Source organism: Marilutibacter spongiae (assembly GCF_014145325.1).
GTDB lineage: Bacteria > Pseudomonadota > Gammaproteobacteria > Xanthomonadales > Xanthomonadaceae > Marilutibacter > Marilutibacter spongiae.
The window spans coordinates 154,519-179,744 of record NZ_JACHTF010000003.1; the positions used below are offsets into that span (position 1 = coordinate 154,519).

Here is a 25,226-nt window from a genome sequence, read left to right on the forward strand (position 1 = left end):
GCGCCGCGAGGTGCCTCAGGCCAGTGGCAGCGCCTGCAGTGCGTGTCCGTCGTCGGCGACGCGCAGGACCGAACCCTGTTCGTACCAGTCCCCGAGCACGATGCGCTCGGCGCGCGCGCCATCGAGTTCGAGCGCGTGCACGGCGGGGCGGTGCGTGTGGCCGTGCACCAGGGTCCCGATGCCATAGCGGCTCAGCGTGTCGGCGACGGTGGCGGGCGCCACGTCGGTGATCGATTCCATCGTCCCTTCGTCCTTCAGGCCCGACTGGTGGCGGGCGCTGGCTTCGCGCGCCTGCCGGGCGAACGCCAGGCGGGCGGGCAGCGGTTGCGCGAGGAACTGCGCCTGCCAGCGGGGGTCGCGCACCTGGGTGCGGAACTGCTGGTAGGCGGCATCGTCGGTGCACAGCTGGTCGCCGTGCGACAACAGCACCGGGCGGCCGTGGAGCATGACGACGGCCGGGTCGGGCAGCAGGGTCATGCCCGCCCGCATGGCGTAGTCGGTGCCGAGCAGGAAATCGCGGTTGCCGTGCATGAAGAACACCGGCACGCCCGATTCGACCAGGGCGCGGACCTCGCGCGCGACGGTGGCGCCGACCTCGGACGGATCGTCGTCGCCGACCCAGGCCTCGAACAGGTCGCCGAGGATGTACAGCGCGTCCGCGCCGCGCGCCTCGCCGCGCAGGAAGCGCACGAACAGCTCGGTGATGCGCGGGCGCTCGGGATCCAGGTGCAGGTCGGAGATGAAGAGGGTGGCCATGGGGGAATTGTAGGGGACCGCGTGCTCGCCGCCACTCGGCCGAGCGGGCGCGGCATGCAGGCCGCCCCTTCCGGTAAAATGCGCGATCCGCCCGCATGACCGAGTCCCGCATGAGCTGCCGCACCCGCTTCGCCCCCAGTCCCACCGGCTACCTGCACATCGGCGGCGCGCGCACCGCGCTGTACTGCTGGCTGGAGGCGCGTCGACGCGGCGGCGCGTTCATCCTGCGGGTGGAGGACACCGACCAGGAACGCAGCACGCAGGCGGCGATGGATGCCATCCTCGCGTCGATGGCCTGGCTGGGCCTGGACTACGACGAAGGCCCGTTCTACCAGACCCAGCGCCTGGCGCGGTATCGCGAAGTCGCCGAGAAGATGGTCGCCGACGGCACCGCGTATTACGCCTACGAGACCAAGGAAGAGCTGGAGGCCATGCGCGAGGCGGCCATGGCCGCCGGCGGCAAGCCGCGCTACGACGGCGCTTATCGCGACCGCGGCGAACCCTTGCGCGAGGACCCGAACCGGGTGATCCGGTTCAAGAATCCGCTGGACGGGACGGTCGCCTGGGACGACAAGGTGAAGGGCCGCATCGAGATCAGCAACGAGGAGCTCGACGACCTGGTGATCTTCCGTTCCGACGGCTTCCCCACCTACAACTTCGCGGTGGTGGTCGACGACCTCGACATGGGCATCACCGATGTCGTCCGTGGCGACGACCACGTCAACAACACCCCGCGCCAGATCAACATCTACCGGGCCCTGGGCGCGGAGGTGCCGCACTTCGCCCACCTGCCGATGATCCTCGACCCGGAGGGCGCCAAGCTTTCCAAGCGCACCGGCGCGGCCGACGTCATGCAGTACCGCGACGCGGGCTACCTGCCGCACGCACTGCTCAATTACCTCGTGCGGCTGGGCTGGTCGCACGGCGACCAGGAGATCTTCTCGATCGAGGAGATGACGCGCCTGTTCGACCTCAAGGACGTCAACGCCAAGGCTTCGCGCCTGGATCCGGCCAAGCTCGGCTGGCTCAACCAGCAGTACCTCAAGACCGACGATCCGGCGGCGGTGGGCCGGCACCTGGAGTGGCACCTGCTCGACCAGGGCTACGACCTCGCGCGCGGTCCCGCGCCGGCCGACATCGTGGTGGCCCTGCGCGACCGCGTGCAGACGCTGAAGGACATGGCCGAGCGCGCACGCGTCTGGTTCGTGCCGCTGGAGACCTACGACGACGCGGCCGTCGCCAAGCACCTGACCGACAAGGCACGGGCGCCGCTGGCCGGGGCGCGCGAGCGCCTGGCGGCCCTCGCCGACTGGAACGTCGACGCCGTCGCCGAAGCCCTGCAGGAGACCGCGACGGCGCTCGAACTCGGCATGGGCAAGGTCGCCCAGCCGATGCGCGTCGCGATCACCGGTACCCAGGTGAGCCCGGACATCTCCCACACCGTCTACCTGGCCGGTCGCGACGAGGCGCTGGCGAGGATCGACGCGGCGCTCGCGCGCATTGCCTGAGCGGGGGCGTTCCGCAGCGGGTCAAAGGCCCAGGAATTCAAACGGCGGCGTTTCCACGAAGTCGTCGTTGGCCCGCCCCGAATAGGTGCGCGTCTGGTTGGGGCCGAGGTCGAGCTTGCGCACGGTGCCGCTGGTTTCGGAGAAGTCGACCGCGTCCAGGTCGACCCAGAACGTGTTTGGCGTCAGCGCCGACTCGAAGAAGTAGCGTCGTAGCTTGTGGTCGGCCACGGTTCGCCAGCGGGTGGAGGAGATATTGGGCTGGCCCGGGGTGCTGATGCCGTAGGGCACCGAGACGTTCCGGATCACGCTGAACACGCTGGCGACGGCCTCCACCGGATCTTCCGACTTCGGGATCGCCTCGACGTAGAACGCAGCGCGAGCGAAGCGGTCGGAGGCGCGGTTGGTACCCGGCAACATCACCGTTCCACCGATCTGTTTCCAGTAGGCATTGAGCGCGAGTTGCTCGTCGAAGGTCGGCGAGTTCGTCATGACCTGGTACTGGCGCCCATGGTGGATGACCTGGCGCCCGCCGATGTACTCGACGATCGCGCTGTCGCCACTGGCGTCGGAGATCGCCAGGTGGAGCGTGGCCAGGCGCGCCTGGCCCGGGACGTTGTCGGTGACCAGGATGAACGGCTCGCGCGACATCGCGTCGACCGCTTCGGCGACCGTCGCGAAGTTGTCCAGCACCCACTGGGCCCACAGAGAGATCGCCAGACCGGGCTTGCGGCCGTCCGGCCGCGGATATTCGGACTCCACCAGCCACAGCACGGCCGCGTGCAGGCCGGCTTCGTTGAGGCCGTCGGTGGTGGAGATGTCGTAGCCCGACGCGATGACGCTGCCGTACTTCGACCGCCAGGCGAGCGAACCCGGTCCCGCCTGGCCGCTGCGCGCCATGCCGCGCGGGAACATCCACAAATGGGTGGTGATGTCGCTGCTCCAGTCCATCGAGCGCGCGGTGATCACCCGTCCATCCGCGCCCATGTAGACCAGGCGCGTGCAGGCCGTCGAGGACGCGGGCGACAGGAGGATGCCGAGCGCCAGCACGAGGGCCAGCACGAGCGATGGTGGGCGCGGGAGGGACGACATACGGATTGCCTCGGGCGAGCGCTGGAGGGACCGGCGGAATGCATGCGATGCATCGATGGCCCACTCTAGACCCGCCGCGTGACGGTTGAATCAGCATGCCCCGGGCACCATCATGGGGACATGGCCACGTCCCCGCATGCCTGCACCGATCCCAAGCACCACGTCCACGACGCCGCCGGCTTCGTGCGCGAGGTGGAGCTCCAGTGCGAGCGGCGCGGATTGCGGCTGACGCCGATCCGCGCGCACGCGCTGCAGCTGATCGCCGACGCCGGACGGCCGATGAAGGCCTACGACCTGCTCGACCAGATGAAGGCCACGCACGACGCCGCGGCGCCGCCGACGATCTACCGCGCGCTGGACTTCCTGCTCGAGCACGGCTTCATCCACAAGCTGGCGTCGATCAACGCCTTCGTCGGCTGCCACCATCCCGGCGCCGAGGCGCACGCGGTGCCGTTCCTGATCTGCGACCAGTGCCAGTCGGCGACGGAGCTGGAGGACGAGGACATCGTCGCTTCGCTCGACCGGCGCGCCCGCGCGCTGGGCTTCGTGCCGCAGGCGCAGACCCTCGAGGTCCATGGCGTCTGCGCCGATTGCGCGGCGGACGCCGCGCGGGGCTGAGTTCCCGCCACCCGGGGGCATCGCTGGTCGGTTGTCAGTAGCCCTGAACGGCCTCGTGCAGCTCCGGCTGGAAGTCCGCGCCGACGCAGTCGGCCCGGCGCTGGCGGATCGCCTCCCGCGTGCAGGTATCGCGCCCGCCGAACAGGCCCAGTGCGACCCGCACCGCGACATGGTCTTCCTTGAGCTTCTCGACGAGATCGCCGTCGGTGGCCCAGTCGTCGGCGAAGCGCGTGGTCCCGGGATCGAGGATCGTCGCCCGCCGCGCGACGCCGTTGTCCGCCTGGAAGTCGATCGGCACGTAGTCGTCGGGCAGGCTCAACGTGGAGGGCGGCGTTCGAGGTAGCTCGACGACGGCCAGGCCGCTTTCACCCGGCGCCGGCGTCGAAGCCGTGGGCGGGACGAGGGGGACCTGCCCCGACGGGCGCGGCGCATCGCCATGGACCGGCACGGGCGTGGCGGGGTCGCGGGCCACGGGTGCCGGCGCCGGACGGATGAAATGCACCTGCGTGACGTCCTCGCCGAGGGCCTCGGGGCGGGGCAACGCGTGCCTGGCCGACAGTAGCCACGACACCGCCCAGGCATGCAGCAGCAATACACCCAGCGCGATCCATGCGCGTTCGTCCGGGGCGTGGCGGAAACGTGGGGTCGCGGGCATCCATGCACCTTGGCGTGAGTCCGTGCGGGATTCTGCCGCGGCGACGCCTGCGAGGTGTTAGCGATCCGTTTGCGTTGCCCGGGCGCTTCAGCTCCCGCCGGCGAGCGCGCTCGCGGTCCATGCGCCGGCATACAGGCCCAGCCCGAACACGCCATGCGTCGACAGGCTGCGCATGCGGGCGCGCCCCGGCGACGGCGTACGCGATGCCGCAATGCCCAGGCCCAACGCCGGCTGCATCAACACGAAGGGCACGACAACGGTCGCCAGGCCCATCGCCACGCAGGGCAGCAGCGTCGGTGCCTGCCGCCACGCGGGGCCCATGACGGCCAGCAGCACGCCCGCGAACGCGATGCCCGTGGCGTAATGCAGGCCCCAGCCCAGCATGCGTTCGCCGCGGACCGGCGTCGCGCGCGCGATGGCGTCATGGGCGAATCGTCCATGGCGCATGTGCCCGATCCAGCGCCCGGCCAGCGCCCAGTCCAGCGACGGTACGCTGGCAAGGCGACGCAGGGCCGCCGTCCACAGGTCGAGCAGGGCCGTCGCCACGATGCCGGCGACGACGGCCTGGAGCAGTACGATGGCGGCCTCGTCCATGCGGCGCCGGCCTCAGAAGAACGCGCGCACGCCGAAGGCCACGCCACGTCCCGGCAGCGGCGCGAGGTCCTTCAGGAACGAGGTGTGCACGCGTGCTTCCTCGTCGAGCAGGTTGCTGCCGTCCAGGAAGACCTCCCACGCGCCGCCGGCCGCGGTGTCCAGGTGCCAGGCCAGGTGCGCGTCGACCAGGGTGTAGCCCGGCGTCGGCGACTCGCCCTGGGCGACGTCGTCCTGCTCGGCGTAGCGGATCGCGCCCAGCGATGCGCGCCAGGCGTCGCGCTCCCAGCGCAGCTCGCCGCCCAGGCGGGCCGGGGCGATGCGCGGCAGGTTGCCGCTGCGGGCCAGCGAGACGGTGTAGTCGTGGTCGTGGTCGCCATGCGGCACGGCGATGTCGATGTCGCGGGTGCCGCTGCCGGTCAGCTCGGCATCGACGATGTCGCCGAACACGCGCACGTCCCAGCGCCCGCTGGCATTCTCGGCGAAGGCCCAGCTGGCCTCGGCCTCGGCGCCGTTGAAGCGGGCGTCGTCCTGGGTCCAGGCGCGCACGGGCCCACCGTCATCCACGCCGGTCTCGGCGAGGTAGATGAAGTCGTCGTAGCGCACGTGGTAGATCGAGGCGCCCAGCTTGAAGGGACCGTGGTGCCAGTGAAGCCCCAGCTCGGCGCGGTTCGCGGTCTCCTCGTGGAGGTCCGGGTCGCCCAGTTCGACGCTGCCCGTCGCCACGTGCAGGCCGTTGGAGTACAGCTCCTCCGCCACCGGCGTGCGCTGCGCATGGTCGAGGCCGATCGACAGGTGCAGGTCGGGGTTGATGTTCCAGCGCATCGAGGCGGACAGGCTGGTGGCATCGAACGTGCGGTCCGGTCCGATGGCGCGGGCCTCGTCGACGTCGATCCGGTTGCGGTCGTGGCGCGCGCCGACCTCGAACTTGAGCGGACCGGCCTCACGCCGGCCGATCCAGAAGATACCGGTGTCGCGCGTGGCCGATGCCGGCACGAAGGCCTCGTCGCCGATCGCGCGGAAGTCGCGGTCGGCCCACTGCAGGCCGATCGCACCATCCCAGCCGAGCAGCGGGCGATGCGTCAGCTCGATGCGGGCCTCGGTGCTGTCGTTGTCGAACACCGTGCCGACCTCTTCGCCTTCGTACTCGGTGTGCGTGTACTCGGTGCGTGCCAGCTTGACGCGCATCGACGCGAAGGGGCCGACATCCTGGAGGCCGCCCCGCAGTTCGCCACGGCGCTGGTCCATCACGATGCTGACCGGGCCTTCTTCCTCGTGGGCATCGTCGTCGTGGCCATGGTCGTGGTCGTCTTCCTCGCCGTGCGAGTGGCCGGGCACGCCGTAGCGGCTGTTGAACAGGCTGTAGCCAAGGCCGACGAATCCGCGTTCGCCCACCCACGACACGCCCAGCGCCGCGGCATCGGTGCGCAGGGCGCTGTTGGGCAGGGTGCCGCTGGCGCCTTCCTCGTCATGGCCGGGCTCGGCCTCGTGCGCGTCTTCGCTTTCGGCATGGCCCGGGATGTCGTAGTCCCCGGTCTCGCGATGCAGGGCGTCGAAATGGAAGACCAGGTGGCCGTCCGACGATGTCCCGTCCAGGCGGGCCATGCCGGTGCGCTCGTCGTTGACCGTGCCCCCGCGCAGTTCGGCGCGGCCTTCCAGCGGCGTGTAGGTGGCTTCCTCGGGGATGCGGCCGTCCACCACGTTCACCGCGCCGCCGATCGCACCACTGCCGTAGAGCAGGGTGGCCGGGCCCTTCAGCACTTCGACCTGGTTGGCGAGGAAGGGTTCGATGCTGACGGCGTGGTCGACGCTGACGGTCGATACGTCGCCGGCGCCGAGGCCATCGTTGAGGACCTGCACGCGCGCGCCGTCGAAGCCGCGCACGATGGGGCGGCCGACACCCGGTCCGAAATAAGACGACTGCACGCCTGGCAGGCGCGACACGGTCTCGCCCAGGGAGTTGGCCTTGGACGCGTCCAGGCGCTCGCCGGCAAGCACTTCCACCGGGCGGGTGAGTTCTTCCGCGGTGGATGCCAGTGGGCTGGCCCGGACCTGGACCGAATCCAGGTCGACCGCGTCGTGCTCATGCGTGGGCGCGGGTTCCTCGGCATGGGCCAGCGGCAAGGCCAGGGCGAGCGCGACGACGAGTGGGAGGCGGCGGTGCCGGCGGCTGAACGGAGCGGTGTTGGGCATGGGCATCGGAATGGGGATCGGCTAAAGTGGCAGCAGGAAGTTACGGAATGTTATATTATAACAATCCAGTGTCCAGCCCCTCCCATTCGTCATGGCCATGTCGCCCCCATCCCCCCGCCACCGCCTGCTCGACCGCCTGGGTGCCTTCGGCTCCCTGGTCTGCGCCGCCCACTGCGCGCTGTTGCCCCTGCTGATCGCGACCCTGCCCAGCCTGGGCGTGTCGGGCTGGTTCGACGACGGTTTCGAGCTTGCCTTCGTGGTATTCGCCACCTGCCTGGGCCTGTTCACCCTGGTATGGGGCTACCGCCGGCACCGGGCCGTGCGGGCGTTGTCGCTGCTGGTGCCGGGCCTGCTGGTGCTGTGGATCGGGGTGCTCTACGGCCCCCTGCACGAGAGCGTGTTGCCGCATGCGGTGGCGATGACCTTCGGCGGCACCCTGGTCGGCCTCGCGCACCTGTCCAACCTGCGCCTGAACCACGGCCACGTCCACGACGCCACCTGCTCGCATTGAGCCGCCCGGCGGGTAGGCTTGGCGGGCGCGGGTCTCGTGCATGGTAGAATTCGCGACCTCGCGACGTGACCGAGTGTCCACCCGTCCGCCCGCGCGGCATGGGTTTCGATAGATTCTTTTCTACAGTTCCAGGAGCAAGAACATGGGTAAGGGCGACCGCAAGACCGCCAAGGGCAAGCGCTACAACTCCAGCTACGGCAACGCCCGTTCGCACACGGCGGTGACCAAGGCCACCGGTGCGGCTTCCGCGCCTGTCGCCAAGAAGGCCACCAAGGCGACCAAGGCGCCGGCCAAGAAGGTCGTGGCGAAGAAGGCTGCCACCAAGGAGTGAGCGCCCCGCGCCATCCGTGGTACCGGAAAGCCCCGCTCATGCGGGGCTTTTTCTTGGTTCTTCATCCAGGTCCGGGGCGCACATGTCAGGTCGCGAAATCCCGGGTGCCGTGTTTGCCAGCGGGCCATCGATCCGGCCAAGGCATCGCACTCAGGATCGGGATGTCCCTCGTGCCACGCGGCCGGGACTTCCAGCATGACGGCCCATGGGAGAGGCGATACCGTTCGCAGGGTGGGTAGAGCCGAAGGCGAAACCCACCGTCACGCAGCCGTACGCATGACGCACGATGGGTTTTGCTTCGCGCTGCCCATCCTCCGGTGCTCGACCGGAACCCAAGGAAAGGTCAAAGGCTTCCGCACTTTGGGCGGGTTCCTTTTGTCTTGTCAAAAGGAACCAAAACCGCCGGCTCCATCGGCCGCCGGTCCGGCTTCGCCGCACCGGTCCCCTGTGCGCCTCGGCCGCGGCGGCACGGCGCCCAAACTCGCTGCGCTCAGACAAGGGCGCCTCTCCGGCCGCCACGGCCTGCGGTGCTCGACGGCCTCAAAGTCGCGAGATCAAGACCTAAAGCAACGGCAACGGCAACACGCCGCGTAGCCCGGGTAAGCGAAGCGCACCCGGGGCCCGGTAAGTCCGAGGCTGGATCCCAGCGTGCTGCGCTGGCCCGGGGGGAAATCTGCCCAGCCCAGCCAAAAGCTGGATCCCAGCGTTCGCTGGGATGACGGTTCGTGTGGGTTGCCGGACGGGGATCGGCTGCGGCGTCGCCGCAGGATGGGTCGAGCCGAAGGCGATACCCGCCGTGGCGTGCTCGCATGCACGACGAATGATGGGTTTTGCTTCGCGCTACCCATCCTACGACGTTGGATCGGAAGCCAAGGCAAGATCAATGGCTTCCGCCCTGTGGGCGTGTTCCTTTTCCTTGGCCGGCGTGCCCGGCCTGGGGTCGCCCGGGCCGCGATCGCTCAGGCGATCCGTCGCCCGCCGGCGTAGGTCGCGCGGGCCAGGCGGCCACCCAGCCAGTAGCACAGCTCGGAAGGATGGCGGATGTCCCACAAAGTGAAGTCCGCCCGGGCGCCGGACCGCAGCACGCCGCGGTCGTGCAGCCCCAGCGCATGGGCCGCGTTGACGGTCGCGCCGCGCAGGCTCTCCTCGGGGGTGAGGCGGAAATGGGTGCAGGCCAGCTGCATGGCCTGGCGCACCGACATCAATGGCGCCGTGCCGGGATTGCAGTCGGTGGCGACGGCCATTGCCACCCCATGCGCGCGGAAGGCCTCCAGCGGCGGCAGGCGGGTTTCACGCAGGACGTGGAAGGCGCCCGGCAGCAGCACCGCGACCACGCCGGAGGCCGCCATCGCCCGCACGCTGGCCTCGCTGCTGTATTCCACGTGGTCGGCCGACAGGCCGGCGAACTCGGCGACCAGGCCGGCGCCGCCGAGGTCGCTCAACTGGTCGGCATGCAGCTTGACCGGCAGGCCGAGCGCGCGGGCGGCCTCGAACACGCGTCGCGTCTGCGCCGGGGAAAAGCCGATGCCTTCGCAGAAGGCGTCGACGGCATCGACCAGGCCCTCGGCATGCAGCCGTGACATCCAGTCGACGACGGCATCGATGTAGTCGTCCGGGCGGTCGGCGAATTCCGGTGGCAAGGCATGCGCGGCGAGGTAGGTGGTGCGTACCTCGATGCCGGCCAGTTCGCCCAGGCGTCGGGCGACGCGCAGCATCTTGCGCTCGTTCTCGAAATCCAGGCCATAGCCGGACTTGATTTCCAGCGTCGTCGCGCCGTCGGCCACCAGCGCGCGCGCGCGCGGGAGCGACTCGCGCAGCAGGCCGTCCTCGTCGATGGCGCGCACTGCGCGCACGCTCGACAGGATGCCGCCGCCGGAGCGCGCGATGTCCTGGTAACTCGCGCCCTGCAGGCGCATCTCGAACTCGCGCGCGCGATCGCCGGCGAAGACGAGGTGGGTATGGCAGTCGACCAGGCCGGGGGTGATCCAGCCATCGGTCTCGATGACCTCGTCGGCCAGCGACGCGGGATCGTCGGGCAGTTCGTGGCGCGGACCGGCGTATGCCAGCACGCCATCTTTCCAGGCCAGCGCCCCGTCGGGCACTTCGCCATAGCCGCGCGTGGCATCCAGCGTGGCGAGCGAGGCGCCGAGCACCAGGCCGTCCCATCGGGGCTGTCGGATTGGATCGTCGCGGTCGGTCATGGCGGTGGGGGAGGCGAAGGCGGCGGTGGTGGCGTGAGCCGTGGCACCAGGCGCTGGGCCAGCGCCTTGTAGATCGGGGTGGGGCAGCACAGGTTGGAGCAGGCGCGGGCCAGCAGCACGGTCGCCAGGATCGGCAGCATCAACGCATGGTTGTCGGTCAGTTCGATCGAGATCACCGCCGAGGTCAGCGGGGCCTGGGTCACGCCGGCGAGGTAGGCGCACATGCCCAGCAGGACGACGGCCGAGGGGTCCACGCCCGGGAACAGGTGCGACAGGTTGTCGCCCAGTCCCGCGCCCACCGCCAGGGCCGGCGAGAACAGGCCGCCCGGGATGCCGGCGACGTAGGACACCAGGTTGGCGAGGAACTTGGCGATGCCGAACTCGGCGCCGGGCGCATCGCTGCGCAGCAACAGCGCGTGCGCCTGCTCGTAGCCGGTGCCGAACACCGTGCCGCCCAGTGCGATGCCGAGCAGGGCGAGCGACAGTCCGCAGGCGGTCGCGAACAGCACCGGGTGCGCGCCGCGCAGGCGACCCAGCCAGCGCGGTCGCCCGTCGGCGGCCGCGACCACGATGCGCGCGAACAGGCCGCCGAGTACGCCGCAGACCACGCCGCAGGCGAGGATCGCCAGCCAGCCTTCGCCGAGCGGGATGCGCGCGGCGATGTGGCCGAAGTAGGCGTAGTCGCCCAGCAGGCCCATGGACACGACGCCGCCGACGATCACCGCGGTCAGCAGGGTGCCGGAGAAACGCTGCTCGAACGCGCCGCTCAGCTCCTCGATCGCGAACACCACGCCGGCCAGGGGCGTGTTGAAGGCCGCGGCGATGCCGGCGGCGCCACCGGCGAGCAGGAAGCGCGAGGCCTGGTAGGGATCGCTGTAGCCGAGGCGACGACCGATCGCATGCATGATGCCGGCGCCCACGTGCACGGTCGGCCCTTCGCGCCCGACCGACGCGCCGCCGAACAGGGCCAGGATGGTGAAGCCCATCTTGCACAGCGACACCCAAAGCGAGAGCTGGGCGGCACGGAAATCGTCGCGCGCGACCTGCAGGGACGCGATCACCTGGGGGATGCCGCTGCCGCGCGTGGGCGCGAGCTTTCCGCGCGTGGCCCAGGCCAGGATCGCGAACGACAGCGGCGTCAGCAGCAATGCCCACCAGGGCGAATGGGCGGTGATGCCGAGGAAGCTTCGATATGCGGCATCGCCGATCTTGGCGAACACGATCGCGGCCAGTGCCACCGCGACCGCTCCGCCCCACAGCGCGATGCGGCGCTTCCAGGCCTCGCGTGACCAGAGCTGGGCCGGACCCGATTCGTCCGGGTCTGGCGAAGGAGGAACGCTTGGGGTCATTCCGCCATTGTAGTCGATGGCCGTGGTCGCCAGCCCGGCGCGTCCGCGCGACAATGGCGCACATGGCCCGTGGATGCGGGCCGGGCCCGCCACGAGGATCGAGATGAGCACACGCGCGCTACCCGATGGATCGCTCTGGACCCCCGCCGGCTGGCAGCCCGCGCGGCGGGTGCAACTGGACGCGCACGGCCATGTCGCCGGCGTGGTCGACGGACGCGACACGACGCGCCGGCTGGTGCCTGGCATCGCCAACCTGCATTCGCACGCGTTCCAGCGCGCGATGGCCGGCATGGCCGAGCGCCAGACCGACCCGGCCGATTCGTTCTGGACCTGGCGCGAGACCATGTACCGCTTCGCCACGCGCTTCTCGCCCGACACTCTCTATGCCGTCGCCGCGCAGCTCTACGCCGAGATGCTGGAGAGCGGTTACACCAGCGCATGCGAGTTCCACTACCTGCACCACACGCCCGGCTGCGGCGCCTACCGCGACCCCTCGGCGATGTCGCAGGCACTGGTGGCGGCGGCGCGCGACACCGGGATCCGCCTGACCCTGCTGCCGGTGCTCTACATGAGCGGCGGCTTCGATGGCCGCGCCCTGGACGCGCGACAGCAGCGCTTCGGGCATGCGGTCGACGACTACCTCGCGCTGGTCGATCGCCTCTGCGAGGACGCCAACGACATGCTGCACGTGGGCTGCGCGCTGCACAGCCTGCGCGCGGTGCCGCCCGACGCGATGGCCACCGTCCTCGACGCACTGCCGCCGGCCATGCCGGTGCACATCCACATCGCCGAGCAGGTCGCCGAGGTCGAGGCGTGCGTCGAGGCCCGCGGCGCGCGCCCGGTGGCGTGGCTGCTCGACAACGCCGCGGTGGACCGCCGCTGGACCCTGGTCCATGCCACCCACCTGGACGCAGGGGAAGTCGCGGGCATCGCCCGCAGCGGCGCCACCGTGGCCCTGTGCCCGACCACCGAGGCCAATCTCGGCGACGGCCTGTTCCCGCTGCGCGACTTCCTCGACGCGGGCGGGGCGTGGGGGATCGGCTCGGACTCGCACATCTCGGTGTCGCCGGTCGAGGAACTGCGGTGGCTGGAATACGGCCAGCGCCTGGCGACGCGCCGGCGCAACATCGCGGTCGGCGCCGACACGCCCAGTGTCGGCGAGACCCTGCTCGCCGGCGCGGGCGCGAGCGCCGCGTCCTCCTCGGGCCACCGCATCGGCGTACTGCGCGAGGGCGATTGCGCCGATGCGCTGGTACTCGACATGCGCGCGCCGCAGATGCTGGGCGCGCACGATGGCGACGTGGTCGACCGCTGGCTGTTCAGCGGCAACCGCAACCTCGTCGACGAGGTGTTCGTCGGCGGTCGTCGCGTGGTCGAGGGCGGGCAGCACCGCGACCGCGGCGCCATCGCCCAGCGCTATCGCGACGCCCTGGCGTCGCTGATGCAGGACTGAGCGGGCGCGGCGGGATGTTCGCGCCGCCAGCACGCGCCTCGTCGCCCGCAGCGTGCGTTTCGTCGCACGCACGGGCGCGCGCGCGCAGGGACGGGCAGGCTGGTGCCGTCCAGAAAGGAGACCCGACCATGCCCATGCGTCCACGCCCCGTCCTCGCCCTTCCGTTGCTGGCCGCCGCCGTGCTGTTCGGCAGTGCCTGCGCGGCGCCGCCGCCCGCCGCCGCCCCGGATGCCGGCCTGCAGTCCACCCTCGACGCGCGCCTGCGCGGCGATCGCAGCGGTGCCTGCATGGCCGTCGGCGTGGTCGACATGGCCCCGGAGGGCGCGCCGGACCCATCGCCGCGCGTGCGCCGTGCCTATGGGTGCGCCGAAGGCGACGCCGCCCGCATCGGCCCCGACAGCGCCTTCGAGATCGGTTCGATCAGCAAGACCATGACCGCCACCCTGCTCGCGGGCCTGGTCCTGGACGGCAAGGCGCGCCTGGACGACCCGCTGTCGGCCTACCTGCCGGAAGGCACGCCGGTGCCGGATTTCGAGGGACAGCCGATCCTGCTGCGCCATCTGGTGACCCACACCAGTGGCCTGCCGGTACTGCCGCCGATCCCGGTCGCCGATGCCGGCGACCCCTATGCGGCGATGCGGCCGGACGACCTGCTGCAGGCCCTGGGCCGCGTGAGCCTGGCGCAGGCGCCGGGTTCGAAGTTCGCCTACTCCAACTACGCCTCCATGCTGCTGTCGTACGCGGTCGCCCGCCGTGCCGGTACCGGGCTGGAAGCCCTGCTCGACGATCGCCTGTTCACACCGCTGGGGATGGAGGGCGCCCACGTCGCGCATCGGCCCGCGGGCGTGGTCGAGGCGCAGGGCCACATGCCCAATGGCCAGGCGGTGCCGGCCTGGCACTTCGACGATGCGCTGGCCGGCGTCGGCGGCGTGCGCGCGACCCTCGACGACATGATCCGCTACGCCGAGGCGGGCCTGGGCGCGGCGCCCGAGCCGCTGGCCTCGGCGATGGCACTGACCCGGCAACCGATCGAAACCGCGTCCGGGCGACCCATCGCGATGAACTGGATGCGCATGCAGGTCGACGGCCGCGACGTGCTTGCGCACGAGGGAGGCACCGGCGGCTTCTCTTCGCTGATCGCGCTGGACCCGGCGCGCGGTCGCGGCGTGGTCGTGTTGTCCGATACCGCGCTCACCGCGCTCGGTGGGCTGGGCGGGCTGGGCCTGCACCTGGTCGACGAGGCGCGGCCGTTGCCGGGGCCCCGCACCGCCACGCCGGCGCCGGCCGCCCTGGTCGACGCGCTGGTGGGCGACTGGCAGCTCGAAGGCGGGCCCGCGCTGACCCTGCGCCGTCGTGGCGACGGGCTGGAGGTGCAGGCCCCCGGCCAACCGGCGTTCGAGATGGGCCATGACAGCGCAGGCGACTTCTATCCACTGGCCTTCGACGCCTTGCTCTCGCCGACGCGAACGGCCGATGGCCACCACGCGTTCAATTGGCACCAGGGCGGCGCCGTGATGCCTGCCCGGCGCGTGGACGCCTCCGCGCCCACGCAGCCGGCATCGAAGGCGCCGTCGGCCGGGGCGCTGGCCGAGTACGCGGGGCGTTATCCGCTGGCGCCCACTGACATGCTGCTGACGGTCAGCGTGCGCGACGGCGTGCTGCAGGCGCAGGCGAGCGGCCAGGGCGCGTTCGAGCTTTCATCGGCGGGCAAGGACGTCTTCACCGCCCGTGCGTTCGGCATCGAGATCCGCTTCGAGCGCGACGCGCAGGGGCGGGTGAGCGGACTGGCCCTCCATCAGGGCGGCAACGTCCTGCGCGGCGGGAAGCAGTGAGCATGGCCGGGCAGGAGGCGGGCGACGCCTACGCACTGGGCCGTCCATTGCCGCCGGACGTGCTGGTCGGCGGCAACACGGTCTGGGGGCGCTACCGCCAGTACCCGGTCTTCAGCCTGCCGTGGTTGCGCGGACGCAGCGTGTTGTTCGGCGGCCTGATCGGCGCCTATGCGCTGTTGACCGCATTCGGCGTCGGTTTCGCGACGCGCGACTACGGCGTCGGGCTGTTGTCGGGCCTGCACCTGTTCGTCGCCTTCGGCCTGATGGCGACTGCCGGCCCGGTCCTGGCGACGTGGGTGCGCTATCGCCGCTGGCCGGCCACGCGCGAGCGCCGCGCGGTGGTGCTGGCCGTTCTGGCCGGCATCGTCGTCAGCTTCTTCGTCGACCAGTGGGCTTCCAGTTACGTCCAGGCCGTCGTCGGCGACGCGATGCGCGCGGCCGGCCAGCCGCTCCCGAAGGTCGGGGCGGTGTCGGGCGCGGAGCGGCACTTCGCGATCAGCCTGAACCTGCTGATGCTCGTGGCGATCTACGGCATGTTCGGCGGCGGGCTCGCGCTGCGCGCCTACTTCAGCGAGCAGCGGCGCTGGCGCGAGGACCGCCAGCGCCGGGACATGGCGCGGCTGCAACAGGCCAAGCGCGACAGCGACCTGCGCCTGGGCGCCCTGCAGGCGCAGGTGGAGCCCCACTTCCTGTTCAACACGCTCGCCTCGGTGCGCGCCCTGGTGCGGCAGGACGCGGACAAGGCCGAGCGCACCCTCGACGCACTGGTCGACTACCTGCGCGCGAGCATCCCCCGGCTGCGGCCCGGCGAGGACGGCGCGCTGTCGACCCTCGGCGTCCAGCTCGACCTGTGCGAACGCTACCTGGACGTGATGCGGCTGCGCATGGGCGAGCGCCTGGGTTTCGCGATCGAGGCCGACGACGCATTGCGCGACCATGCCTTCCCGCCCCTGCTGCTGATCACGTTGGTGGAGAACGCGGTCAAGCATGGCATCGAGCCGACGCGCGGCCCCGGTGCGATACGCATCGTGGCATCCATCGAAGGCACGCGACTGCGCGTGCGCGTGGAGGACGACGGCGCGGGCCTGCAGCCCGGCGTCGGCGGCGGCGTGGGGCTGGAGAACGTGCGCGAACAACTGCGCGCGCGCTACGGCCGGCATGCCTCGCTGGCGTTGCGCAACGGCAGCGGCGGCGGCTGCATCGCCGAGCTCGACCTGCCGCTGGAGGCGGGCGCCCGGTCCGCGGAGGCGACGCGCCAATGACCGCACGCGGGCAATGCCCCATCGTGATGGTGGCCGAGGACGAGGCGCCGCAGCGCGCCGCGCTGCTGGCGATGCTGGCCGAGGCCTGGCCGGGGGCGGGCGAGATCGTCGCCTGCGAGGACGGCGTGGAGGCATTGCAGGCGGTCGCCGCGCTGCGCCCCGACGTGGCGTTCCTGGACATCCGCATGCCCGGCGTCGGCGGCCTCGACGTGGCGCGCGCGGTGGTGGCCGCGGGCGGCCGGGTGGTCTTCACCACGGCCTACGACGAGTACGCCATCCGCGCCTTCGAGGCAGGCGCGGTCGACTACCTGCTCAAGCCGGTCGCACCGCAGCGCCTGGCGCAGGCCATCAAGCGCGTCCGCGAAGCGCTCGCGCGTCCCGTGTCCGGGGACCTCCAGGCGCGCGTCGACGAGCTCGAGGCCCGCCTGCGACCACAGGGTGCGCAACGCATCCGCTGGATCAGCGCCAGCGTCGGCGACAGCGTGCGCATGATCGGCATCGACGAGGTGCTGTTGCTACAGGCGCAGGACAAGTACGTGCGCGTGCTCACCGACGACGGCGAAGCGGTGATCCGCACGCCGTTGAAGGAACTGCTGGCCGGGCTCGACCCGGATGTGTTCTGGCAGGTCCACCGCGGCATCGTGGTGCGGGTCGCGGCGATCGACCGCGTGCGCAAGGACGAGCTCGGCAAGTGGCGACTGTCGCTGCGCGGGCGCGACGAGGCGCTACCGGTCAGTGCCGGCTTCCTTCACCGCTTCCGCGGCATGTAGCGTGGGGGTGGCGTCGTCGCCTCAGGCGCCGAACAGGTCGGACGGTGCCGCTTCCGCCGGCAGCGCGCCTTCGAGTTCGAGCAGGAAGCGCTTCGTCGGCAGGCCGCCGCCGAAGCCGGTGAGGCTGCCGTCGGCGCCGATGACCCGATGGCAGGGCAGCACGATCGGGATCGGGTTGCGGCCATTGGCGGCGCCGACCGCCCGCATCGCCGCGGGCTTGCCGATCCGGGTGGCGAGCTGGGCGTAACTGACCGTCTGGCCGAAGGGAATCGTCGCCAGGGCATGCCAGACGGTGCGCTGGAAGTCGGTGCCGCGCGGCGCCAGCGGCAGGTCGAACTGCACGCGACGCCCCTCGAAGTACTCATCGAGCTGGGTGGCCAGGACGTCGAGCAGCGGGTGGTCGCCGGCCTGCCAGCCGGCCTGGCCCGGGACCGGGTGGCGCTGGGCGTGGAACTCGACGGCATGCACCCCGGCGTCCGATGCCGCCAGGCGCAGCGGACCGACCGGGCTTTCGTGCAGGCGATGGAACACCGGAGCGTGGATCGGCGCGCCGGCGAGTGCGTGTTGCGCGTTCATGGGGATGTCCTCCGCCGGGCGACCGGCGCTGGGGGTGGCGTGGCCTGTTCGCTGGCCTGTCGCCACAGGTGGATGACAGCGTAGGCGCGCCAGGGACGCCATGCGTCGGCTTCGGCGGCCAGCGCCCGCGCGCCCATGCGGCTGCCGTCGCCCGGCAGCATCTTCTGCAGGACCAGGTCGTCGGCCGGGAAGGCGTCCGGGTGGGCGAGGGCGCGCAGCGCCACGTAATGCGCCGTCCATGGCCCGATGCCGGGGAGCGCCGTCCAGCGCTCGACGAATTCCTGCAGGGTCTGTTCCGGCCGGAAGTCGACCTGGCCGTCGAGAAGGGCGCGCGCGACCGTCCGCAGCGTGCCCGCGCGCGCGGCGGTCAGGCCGATGCCGTCCAGGTCCGCATCGGCAAGGGCGGCTGGCGTCGGGAACAGGTGCTCCAGGCCTTCCGCCAGTGGCGTCGCGACCGGGGTGCCGAAGCGCTGTGCGATGCGGCTGGTCACCGTGCGCGCCGCCGCCACGCTGATCTGCTGGCCGATGATCGCGCGTACCGCGATCTCGAAGCCGTCCCAGCCGCTGGGCAGGCGCAGGCCGGGGTGGCGGCGCAGCAGGGGGCGCAGGCGGGCATCGGCCTCCAGGGTCGCGGCGATGACGCCGGGGTCGGCGTCGAGGTCGAACATGCGCCGGATGCGGCCCACCACCGCCTGCAACTGCAGTGGCGGCACGCCATGGAGTTCGAGCTTGAGGGCCGGCTCGTCCCCGTTCCAGGCGCCGACGCGAAGCCATCCCGGGCGACCGTCGGGCAGGGCCGGGGCGATCACCCGGCGGTAGCTGGCGCCGGTCACCACCTCCACGCCAGGCAGGGCCCGGCCGCGCAGGAAGTCGAGCATCGCGGGCAGGTCGTAGGGCGGGCGGTAGCCCAGGCGGAGGACCAGGGTCTCGCCGCGCGACGCCGCCGGTCGCCGTCGCAACTCGCGCGGCGCCATCCGGTAGGCGTCCTTGAAGCTGGTGTTGAAGCGGCGCAGGCTGCCGAAGCCGGCGGCCATCGCGATGTCGGTGATCGACAGGTCGGTCTCGGTCAGCAACTGCTTGGCGAACAACAGGCGCCGGGTCCCGTGGACCCCCTGCGGCGAGGCCCCGAGGCGCTCGACGAACAGGCGCCGCAACTGGCGCTCGCCCAGGTTCACGCGTTCGGCCAGCGCAGCGACCGGCGCTTCGGCGAGCAGGCCTTCGTGGATCAGCTTGATCGCGCGGGCCACCGCGGCGTCGCCTCGGCGCCAGGCGCCGTCGCCGGGCGCGAGTTCCGGCCGGCAGCGCAGGCATGGCCGGTAACCGGCGGCTTCGGCGGCGGCGGCGTTCGGGTAATAGGTGATGTTGCCGGGCTTGGGGGGCGGCGCCGGACACACCGGCCGGCAATAGATGCCGGTGGTGGCGACGGCGGTGAAGAACAGGCCATCGAAGCGCGCGTCCCGGCTCAGGCGGGCCTGTTCGCAGACCTGCCGCGTGGGCAGGCCCTCGGGCGTGGACGGCATCGGGGTGGACGGCGAGGGGGCGGGAGAGGCCATGGATGCAGGCTAGCACCGCCCCCGGCCCGGGACTCGCCGTTTCCGGACATCAATGCCAACCGGTTCAGTCGCCGCCGGCGGCTGTGGTCGGCGGCGGCGCCAGGGCCGGCAGCAGCGGGGTGATGTCGCCATCGTTGGGGGCCGGCGCGATGCCGACCAGGCGTGCCAGAAGCGGGTACACGTCGACGTTGTCGAAGGCCGGCAACACGACGCCCTCGCGGAAGGAAGGCCCCCGGGCCAGGAACAGCGCGCGCATCGAGGGCAGCGCCGGGTCGAAGCCATGCGAGCCGCGGGTGGCGCCGGGGTCGCGGCGTGCGAGCATCTCCTCCGGCAAGGCGTCCCAGCCTTCGTCCATCTGGCACACGATCGCGGGCACGCGCCGGTTTTCGCCGTATGCCCAGGTGCGCGGCAGGTCCTGCTTGCGCCAGCATTCGTAGTGGTCGTGGCGACCGAGCAGGCGGCGTTCGGCGAAGGCGTCGCGTCCCTGCATGGGTTCGATGCCGACCGACTGGCCATAGGAGACGACCCGCCCGTCGCGCGCGGACACCATGGATTCCACTGCGACCGCGTGGCCCGGGCCCACCGGGGCCATGCCATGGTCGGACACGACGACCAGGTTGACGGCGTCGTCCAGGCCGCGCGCCCGCAGGCCGTCGAGCAGCAGGCCGATCGCGTCGTCGGCTTCGCGGATGGCCGCGGTCGCTTCTGGCGAGTCGGGGCCGTGCTCGTGCCCGGCCTTGTCGACGCGCTCGAAGTACAGCGTCGCCACGCGGGGGCGCGTGGCCGGATCCTCGGCCAGCCAGCCCAGCACCGTCGTTACCCGTTCGGGGAAGGGCATCGACGGATCGAAGGGTTTCCAGCGGTCCGGGCGGACACCCTGCACGGCGGCTTCGCTGCCCGGCCAGAACAGGGTCGCGCTCGGCAGGCCGGCCCGGGCCGCGCCGACCCAGATCGGTTCGCCCGCCCACCAGCGGCCATCGCCCACGGCGTCGCGGTTGCTGAGCATGAACCCGCCCAGTTCCGGATCGGCCATGGTGTTGTGGACGATGCCGTGGTGGTCGGGGCGCAGGCCGGTGACCAGGGTGTAGTGGTTGGGGAAGGTCAGCGAGGGATAGGACGGCGTCATCCATTCCGCGCGCACGCCCCCCTCGGCGATGCGCTGCAGGTTCGGGGTGATGCCCCGCGCGAGGTAGTCGGCGCGGAAGCCGTCGATCGATACCAGCAGCACCGGCGGGGTATCCGGTGCCGGGGCCATCGGCACGCGCGCGGTCCTGCCGCCGGTGGCGCAGGCGGCGAGGAGCAGGAGGGCGCAGAGGGCGGGGGAACGGAGGGCTGGGGGCACGTGATTCTTGGATCGCATGCCCCCGATAGTACCGGGCCCATGTTTCGGGGCGTCGACGGCGGGCATGACTTTGGGCGCTGGGCAGCGGCGGCTGCGTCCGGCGATAGTGGCCCGACCGCGTCCGTCCCCGTCCTGGAGTGCCTTGCATGCGCGCGTTCCTTACCCCCGGTCTCCGGCATCGCCTGGTCCCGGGCGCCCTCGCCATCGCGCTGCTTGCCGCGACGACGGCGCCCGCACAGGGCGGATCGCCGCCATTGCCGTCGTCGCTTCCGGTGCATGGCGATGCCGAGTGCGAAGTGTGGGCGCGGGAGCTGGGCTTCGCCGCCAGCGTGGCCGCGCATGATGTCGAAGCGTTCGCCGCCCATGTCGATCCGGATGCCGCCTTCGGCAGCGGCCAGGTGCGGCCGCTGCGCGGGCGCGAGGCGATCGTGCAGGCCTGGGCGGGACTGATCGCCGGTCGCGAGGTGCGCCTGGCCTGGTATCCCACCCGGGTCACGATCGCGGCGGTGCCGGACATCGCGTGGTCCAGCGGGCCCGCGCTTTACGAGGCCGTCGATCCGGTCGCAAGCCCGCGCCACCGCATCGGTGCCTTCAACTCGGTCTGGCGCCGCGGCAGCGACGGCACCTGGCGGGTGATTTTCGACGACGGCCTGCAGCCGCGCCCGGCGACCGAAGCGGAGGTCGCCGCTTTCCACTTGGGGCGGCGCGAGGCCTGTCCGCGGGGTTGAGGGCGGGCGTGGCTCAGCAGGCGGCGTCGACGCCGCTCGCGAAGCGCAGCCCGCGCGCGAGGTGCCGGCGAAAGCGGGGGTCGGCGTACATGGCGCGGGTATGGCCCAGGCCGGTGTACCAGGCCCGCCCGCGTCCGGGGCGATGGCACCAGGCGATCGGATGGTCGTCGCCCATCGTGCCGCCGTCATAGGTGGTTTCGTCGACCGTGGCGATGACCCGTACCCGGCCCCGTGGATTGCGCCGGTAGTTGTAGATCTCGTCCGTGGCGGGCCACGACTCGCCTTCGTCCAGCACGCCGGGCTGCTCGAAGCGCACCTGCGTGGCCTGCAGGCCCTCGGGGTGGTTCGCGAACCAGGCGCCCACGAGGTCGCCGTACCAGGGCCAGTCGTACTCGGTGTCGGCGGCGGCGTGGATGCCCATGTAGCCACCGCCGTCGCGCATGTAGGCTTCGAATGCGCGCTGCTGTGCGTCGTCGAGGACGTCGCGGGTGGTGCTGGCGAACACGACGGCGTCGTAGCCGGCAAGCGACGCAGGCGAGAACGCGGTGGCGTCCTCGGTGGCGACCACCTCCATGCCGAGCTCGCCCGCGATGGCGCGCAGCGCGGCGATGGCGTCGGGAATGCTGTCGTGCCGCCAGCCGCTGGTGCGGGTGAACACCAGCACGCGGAGGGGCGCGCCGTCCGCCAGCCGCGGGGTGGCGACGGGACGCGATCCGCGCGAACACCCCGCGGCCAGCAGCGCGGCCATTGCGAGGACAGCGCAAGCGGGCAGCAGGATGGACCTGAAGATGCGTGAACGCAGCCTGTTCATGTGTCCAGAGTGCCACACCCGCAGTGGGGGTGAACCCGTATAGTCGCGCTGCCCCGGCCGCCCGTCGGGAAGCAGGGCTGCGACGCCTGGCCGCGTTGCTACGTATCCCATCCATGGCCCGACCGCCCGGGCCCAGACACGGAGTTCGATCGCCATGGATCGCAAGCCCTTCGCATTCCCCCGAGACCCCCGCCATGCATTGCGTGAGCGCGGCGCGTTGCGTGCGCTCGCCGGCCTGGTCGTCATCGCTTTTGCGGCGCCCGTGGCCGCCCAGGCCATCGACGAGCCCGGGGTGCATCTGGTCGATCCCGGTTACGCGCGGACACGACCGGCGATGGAGGCTTCGGCGGATGCGCCGCTGCCGGCACCCGCCGCGCAGGCCTGCACGGTTCGCCCGGGTGGGCGCGACGCCGGGCCCGACGATTGCGTCGCACCCACCGACGCCAAGGCGCGCCAGCGCAACTTGGAGGCGGCAAAGCGCTCGGGCGTCGAGCTCGGCACCCACGTCCGCGATCGCAACCTGCCACGGCCCGCGCAGCGCAGCCACTGAAGCGGCGCACGCGACGGAAGCGCGCACGGGCACGTATCCGGGAGTGCGGTCATGTGATCGCGCCAATGGAGCCCGGCCATGCACGCATCGTCCCCCGTCCAAACCATGCGCCGCCACCGCGGCATTGCGCTTTTTGTTGCCGTCGCCTTCGGCGGCCTCGGCTTCGGCGGGCTACTGGCTGCCGAACCGGTGCAGCAAGGCGATGGCGCGACCACCACCGAGTCGGAGGATGGATCCCAGCAGGTCCACGCCGATGGCGCCGCGGCCTCGCCCGTCGATGGCGAACGCCCGGGAGTTGCCGCGCCCGCGCTCGTGGCCGCTGCCGGCGACGATGACGTGACGGACGCACACTGCATGCGCGACACCGGGTCGCGCATCCGTTCGCGCGAATGCAAGCAGGCGCGGGGGCGCGCCCACGACCGCGCCGCGCGCCAGGCGACGGGCCGGGTCGATGCCGTTCGCCAGGTGCAGGTCGCCGATCCGTCGGCGGTCACCATCAACCGCCTCAACGACTGAACACGGACCTGCCGCGCACGCGTGGCGTTGCGGTCAAGTCCGCTGGCGGATCGGTCATTCCGCGCATCGGCGCCCACGGCGACACTGGACCTGTCGCGGCAACCCCGCCGCGGCATCCCCCGGAAACAAGGAATCCAGACCATGCCGTTGATTACCGTGAAGCTCATCGAAGGCGTCTTCAGCGACGCACAGAAGCAGGACATCGCCACCCGCCTGACCGACACCATGGTGGCGATCGAAGGCGAAGCGCTGCGCCCCGTGACCTGGGTCGTCGTCGAAGAAGTGAAGGGTGGCCACTGGGCCATCGGCGGACAGCCACTGCACGCCGCCGACGTCCACGCGATGGCGAACGCGGCCTGACGCCGACGTCGCCTTCCCGGCGCCAGGTCAAGCCGCGACCGGTTCGACGGCCTGGCCTTGTCGCCATTGCCCGGGCGGCGTCCCGAACTCGCGCTTGAACGCGCGGGTGAAGGCCGCCTCGGCACCGTAGCCGACCTGTTCGGCGACTTCGGCCACCGTCGCGCGGCTGTTGCGCAGGGCCAGCGCGAGACGGTGCGAGGCAAGGTAGCGCATCGGCGGTTCGCCGAGCAGGCTGCCGAACCGCTGGCCCAGCGCCGAGCGCGAGGACGCGGTGGCGCGGGCGAGGCTTTCCACGTTCCAGGCCCGCGCGGGCTGCGCATGCATCAGCGCCAGGGCCTTGCCCACCACCGGGTCGCGCAGCCCCGCCAGCCAGCCGGTGGCGTCGGGCGGCAGCGCTTCGGCATGCCGGCGCAACGCCTCGGCGATCAACAGCTCGGAGAGCTTGGTGAGGATGGTCTGCGCCCCGGCGCTGCCCGCCGAGGACTCGCGCACGCCCATGCGCAGCAGCTCGAGCAGCCACGCGCCGTCGCCGCGATCGAGCAGCGACACCTTGATGACCTCGGGCAGTCCTGCGAGCAGGGCGCGCGACACGCGGCGATTGCAGGCGAGGTAGCCGCAGACGAAACGGACCGCTTCGCCGCCCCCGCCATGGCGCAGCTGGATGATGTCGTCGCTGCGCGTGGGCGGCATCAACGTGTCCGCATCCACGGCGGGCAGGCTCACGTCGCTGCCCACCCGGTGGCGGTGGTTGTGCGGGAACACGACCACGTCCCCCACGTGCAGTTCGGCCTCGCCGCCCCCGCCGTCCAGGCAGGTCAGGCAGTGCCCGTCTGTCACGCAATGGAAGAACACCAAATGGTCCGCGCCCATGGCCCGGACGGCGGCCACCGGCATGCCGTAGCTCGCCATGGCGCACCAGGGCGCGGTGAACTCGGCGTTGACGTATACCGCGCCATCGAGGCGGATCGACTTCAGGACTTCGGAAAGCGGGTCCATGGCAGGTACTCCCGTTCATCGCGCCTGCGGCGATTGGCCGAGGCTAGCACGCCGCGGCGGTGGCATCGCCCGGCGGCGCGGCCAGGCCGGCGAGCAGGCGCTGCAAGGAGTGCTCGTAGAAGGCGGTGAAGGCGCCGGCGTCGAAGGTGAAGCGACCGCTGCGATAGAGCACCACCAGGCCGTGCGTATGCGCCCACAGGGTCATGGTCACGTCCCATACGTCGTCCGGGCGCAGGACGCCGGCGGTCATCGCATCGGCGACGGCATCGGCAACCACGGTGAGGGTCGGCGAGCGCCGGGCCTGGAAGTCCTCGGGATAGCGCCGCGCGTCGCGACGCGGCCGCGAAAACGCCAGGTCGAACAGGTGCGGGTGCGCCAACGCGTAGTCGAGGTACAGCCGGTGCACCGCGATCAGCCGGGTCAGCGGGTCGAGGCCGCGCGCGCGCGCGTCCCAGTGCCGGGCGATGGCGTCGAAACTCGCGTCGCCGATCCGCGCCAGCAGGGCCTCGCGGTTCTCGAAATGGCGATAGATCGCCATCGGCGACAATCCCGCGGCCGCGGCCACGCGCCGCATCGTCACCCCGGCGTCGCCCTCGCGTTCGAACAGGCCGAGGGCGGCGGTGAGGATGCGGTCGGCGGTGTCGGGTCGGGCTGGCATTGTGTACAGCGTATACA

The 25,226-nt window shown here is 71.6% G+C and carries 25 protein-coding genes; 12 read left to right on the top strand and 13 right to left on the bottom strand.

Going from position 1 to position 25,226, the window contains the following annotated elements:
• Nucleotides 1-15: 15 nt before the first annotated feature.
• Entirely contained in the window at nt 16-756 is a 741-nt protein-coding gene (gene lpxH, locus H4F98_RS03935; RefSeq protein ID WP_182685332.1) for a UDP-2,3-diacylglucosamine diphosphatase, read from the bottom strand.
• Between the two features lie 110 nt (nt 757-866).
• Between lpxH and gltX the strand changes: the two genes are divergently transcribed.
• The gene (gene gltX / locus H4F98_RS03940; protein WP_182685465.1) at nt 867-2,264 is read left to right on the top strand and encodes a glutamate--tRNA ligase; all 1,398 of its coding nucleotides are present in this window, start codon (nt 867-869) and stop codon (nt 2,262-2,264) included.
• A 21-nt stretch (nt 2,265-2,285) separates the two neighbouring features.
• Here gltX and H4F98_RS03945 read toward each other — a convergent pair whose 3' ends face one another.
• The gene (locus tag H4F98_RS03945; protein ID WP_182685333.1) at nt 2,286-3,353 is read right to left on the bottom strand and encodes a linear amide C-N hydrolase; all 1,068 of its coding nucleotides are present in this window, start codon (nt 3,351-3,353) and stop codon (nt 2,286-2,288) included.
• A gap of 120 nt (nt 3,354-3,473) precedes the next feature.
• On the opposite strand from H4F98_RS03945, the gene H4F98_RS03950 reads away from it, so the two are divergent.
• On the top strand, nt 3,474-3,971 hold the full coding sequence (locus H4F98_RS03950) for a transcriptional repressor (RefSeq protein WP_182685334.1): 498 nt from the start codon (nt 3,474-3,476) through the stop codon (nt 3,969-3,971).
• 34 nt (nt 3,972-4,005) lie between these two features.
• On the opposite strand, the gene H4F98_RS03955 is transcribed toward H4F98_RS03950, so the two are convergent.
• From H4F98_RS03955 to H4F98_RS03965, 3 genes are all read right to left on the bottom strand, one after another.
• The gene (locus H4F98_RS03955; protein WP_182685335.1) at nt 4,006-4,626 is read right to left on the bottom strand and encodes a hypothetical protein; all 621 of its coding nucleotides are present in this window, start codon (nt 4,624-4,626) and stop codon (nt 4,006-4,008) included.
• Between the two features lie 87 nt (nt 4,627-4,713).
• The gene (locus H4F98_RS03960) at nt 4,714-5,220 is read right to left on the bottom strand and encodes a DUF2938 domain-containing protein (RefSeq protein WP_182685336.1); all 507 of its coding nucleotides are present in this window, start codon (nt 5,218-5,220) and stop codon (nt 4,714-4,716) included.
• Nucleotides 5,221-5,232: 12 nt separating this feature from the next.
• A complete protein-coding gene (locus H4F98_RS03965) occupies nt 5,233-7,410 on the bottom strand; it encodes a TonB-dependent receptor (RefSeq protein WP_246372833.1) in 2,178 nt (725 codons plus the stop codon).
• Nucleotides 7,411-7,507: 97 nt separating this feature from the next.
• Here H4F98_RS03965 and H4F98_RS03970 point away from each other — a divergent pair, with 97 nt between their 5' ends.
• A complete protein-coding gene (locus tag H4F98_RS03970; RefSeq protein WP_182685338.1) occupies nt 7,508-7,921 on the top strand; it encodes a MerC domain-containing protein in 414 nt (137 codons plus the stop codon).
• A 142-nt stretch (nt 7,922-8,063) separates the two neighbouring features.
• Entirely contained in the window at nt 8,064-8,252 is a 189-nt protein-coding gene (locus tag H4F98_RS03975) for a 30S ribosomal protein THX (RefSeq protein ID WP_141517330.1), read from the top strand.
• Between the two features lie 959 nt (nt 8,253-9,211).
• On the opposite strand, the gene hutI is transcribed toward H4F98_RS03975, so the two are convergent.
• Nucleotides 9,212-10,453 (bottom strand): imidazolonepropionase, encoded by a 1,242-nt coding sequence (gene hutI, locus H4F98_RS03980; protein WP_182685339.1) that lies wholly within the window; start codon nt 10,451-10,453, stop codon nt 9,212-9,214.
• Nucleotides 10,450-11,802 (bottom strand): chloride channel protein, encoded by a 1,353-nt coding sequence (locus tag H4F98_RS03985; protein ID WP_182685340.1) that lies wholly within the window; start codon nt 11,800-11,802, stop codon nt 10,450-10,452. Before H4F98_RS03985 ends, hutI begins: the two co-directional genes overlap by 4 nt.
• 103 nt (nt 11,803-11,905) lie before the next feature.
• Between H4F98_RS03985 and H4F98_RS03990 the strand changes: the two genes are divergently transcribed.
• The 4 genes from H4F98_RS03990 to H4F98_RS04005 all read left to right on the top strand — a co-directional run bounded on the left by H4F98_RS03990 (nt 11,906) and on the right by H4F98_RS04005 (nt 17,119).
• Nucleotides 11,906-13,255 (top strand): formimidoylglutamate deiminase, encoded by a 1,350-nt coding sequence (locus H4F98_RS03990; protein ID WP_182685341.1) that lies wholly within the window; start codon nt 11,906-11,908, stop codon nt 13,253-13,255.
• A gap of 134 nt (nt 13,256-13,389) precedes the next feature.
• Nucleotides 13,390-15,087: a serine hydrolase gene (locus tag H4F98_RS03995; protein ID WP_220479081.1), complete on the top strand. Its 1,698-nt coding sequence runs from the start codon at nt 13,390-13,392 to the stop codon at nt 15,085-15,087.
• 2 nt (nt 15,088-15,089) lie between these two features.
• Nucleotides 15,090-16,349, top strand: coding sequence for a sensor histidine kinase (locus tag H4F98_RS04000; protein ID WP_182685343.1), 1,260 nt, complete (start codon nt 15,090-15,092; stop codon nt 16,347-16,349).
• The gene (locus tag H4F98_RS04005; RefSeq protein WP_182685344.1) at nt 16,346-17,119 is read left to right on the top strand and encodes a LytR/AlgR family response regulator transcription factor; all 774 of its coding nucleotides are present in this window, start codon (nt 16,346-16,348) and stop codon (nt 17,117-17,119) included. Before H4F98_RS04000 ends, H4F98_RS04005 begins: the two co-directional genes overlap by 4 nt.
• Nucleotides 17,120-17,140: 21 nt before the next feature.
• Here the strand turns inward: H4F98_RS04005 and H4F98_RS04010 are convergent, their stop codons facing one another.
• From H4F98_RS04010 to H4F98_RS04020, 3 genes are all read right to left on the bottom strand, one after another.
• Nucleotides 17,141-17,695 carry a methylated-DNA--[protein]-cysteine S-methyltransferase gene (locus H4F98_RS04010; protein WP_182685345.1) on the bottom strand — a complete coding sequence of 185 codons (555 nt, stop codon included), beginning with the start codon at nt 17,693-17,695 and terminating at the stop codon, nt 17,141-17,143.
• On the bottom strand, nt 17,692-19,248 hold the full coding sequence (locus H4F98_RS04015) for a DNA-3-methyladenine glycosylase 2 family protein (protein WP_425487566.1): 1,557 nt from the start codon (nt 19,246-19,248) through the stop codon (nt 17,692-17,694). Before H4F98_RS04015 ends, H4F98_RS04010 begins: the two co-directional genes overlap by 4 nt.
• A gap of 64 nt (nt 19,249-19,312) precedes the next feature.
• On the bottom strand, nt 19,313-20,590 hold the full coding sequence (locus tag H4F98_RS04020; RefSeq protein WP_343064722.1) for an alkaline phosphatase family protein: 1,278 nt from the start codon (nt 20,588-20,590) through the stop codon (nt 19,313-19,315).
• Between the two features lie 146 nt (nt 20,591-20,736).
• Here H4F98_RS04020 and H4F98_RS04025 point away from each other — a divergent pair, with 146 nt between their 5' ends.
• Nucleotides 20,737-21,318, top strand: a complete 582-nt coding sequence (locus H4F98_RS04025; protein ID WP_182685347.1) for a YybH family protein — start codon at nt 20,737-20,739, stop codon at nt 21,316-21,318.
• A gap of 13 nt (nt 21,319-21,331) precedes the next feature.
• Here H4F98_RS04025 and H4F98_RS04030 read toward each other — a convergent pair whose 3' ends face one another.
• On the bottom strand, nt 21,332-22,129 hold the full coding sequence (locus tag H4F98_RS04030) for a ThuA domain-containing protein (protein ID WP_246372834.1): 798 nt from the start codon (nt 22,127-22,129) through the stop codon (nt 21,332-21,334).
• A gap of 154 nt (nt 22,130-22,283) precedes the next feature.
• On the opposite strand from H4F98_RS04030, the gene H4F98_RS04035 reads away from it, so the two are divergent.
• From H4F98_RS04035 to H4F98_RS04045, 3 genes are all read left to right on the top strand, one after another.
• The gene (locus tag H4F98_RS04035) at nt 22,284-22,679 is read left to right on the top strand and encodes a hypothetical protein (RefSeq protein ID WP_182685348.1); all 396 of its coding nucleotides are present in this window, start codon (nt 22,284-22,286) and stop codon (nt 22,677-22,679) included.
• A gap of 78 nt (nt 22,680-22,757) precedes the next feature.
• Nucleotides 22,758-23,195 carry a hypothetical protein gene (locus H4F98_RS04040; protein WP_182685349.1) on the top strand — a complete coding sequence of 146 codons (438 nt, stop codon included), beginning with the start codon at nt 22,758-22,760 and terminating at the stop codon, nt 23,193-23,195.
• A 141-nt stretch (nt 23,196-23,336) separates the two neighbouring features.
• Nucleotides 23,337-23,555 (top strand): tautomerase family protein, encoded by a 219-nt coding sequence (locus tag H4F98_RS04045; protein WP_141516957.1) that lies wholly within the window; start codon nt 23,337-23,339, stop codon nt 23,553-23,555.
• A gap of 27 nt (nt 23,556-23,582) precedes the next feature.
• On the opposite strand, the gene H4F98_RS04050 is transcribed toward H4F98_RS04045, so the two are convergent.
• A complete protein-coding gene (locus H4F98_RS04050) occupies nt 23,583-24,551 on the bottom strand; it encodes an AraC family transcriptional regulator (RefSeq protein WP_182685350.1) in 969 nt (322 codons plus the stop codon).
• Nucleotides 24,552-24,594: 43 nt separating this feature from the next.
• Nucleotides 24,595-25,209, bottom strand: coding sequence for a TetR/AcrR family transcriptional regulator (locus tag H4F98_RS04055; RefSeq protein WP_182685351.1), 615 nt, complete (start codon nt 25,207-25,209; stop codon nt 24,595-24,597).
• Nucleotides 25,210-25,226: the final 17 nt, after the last annotated feature.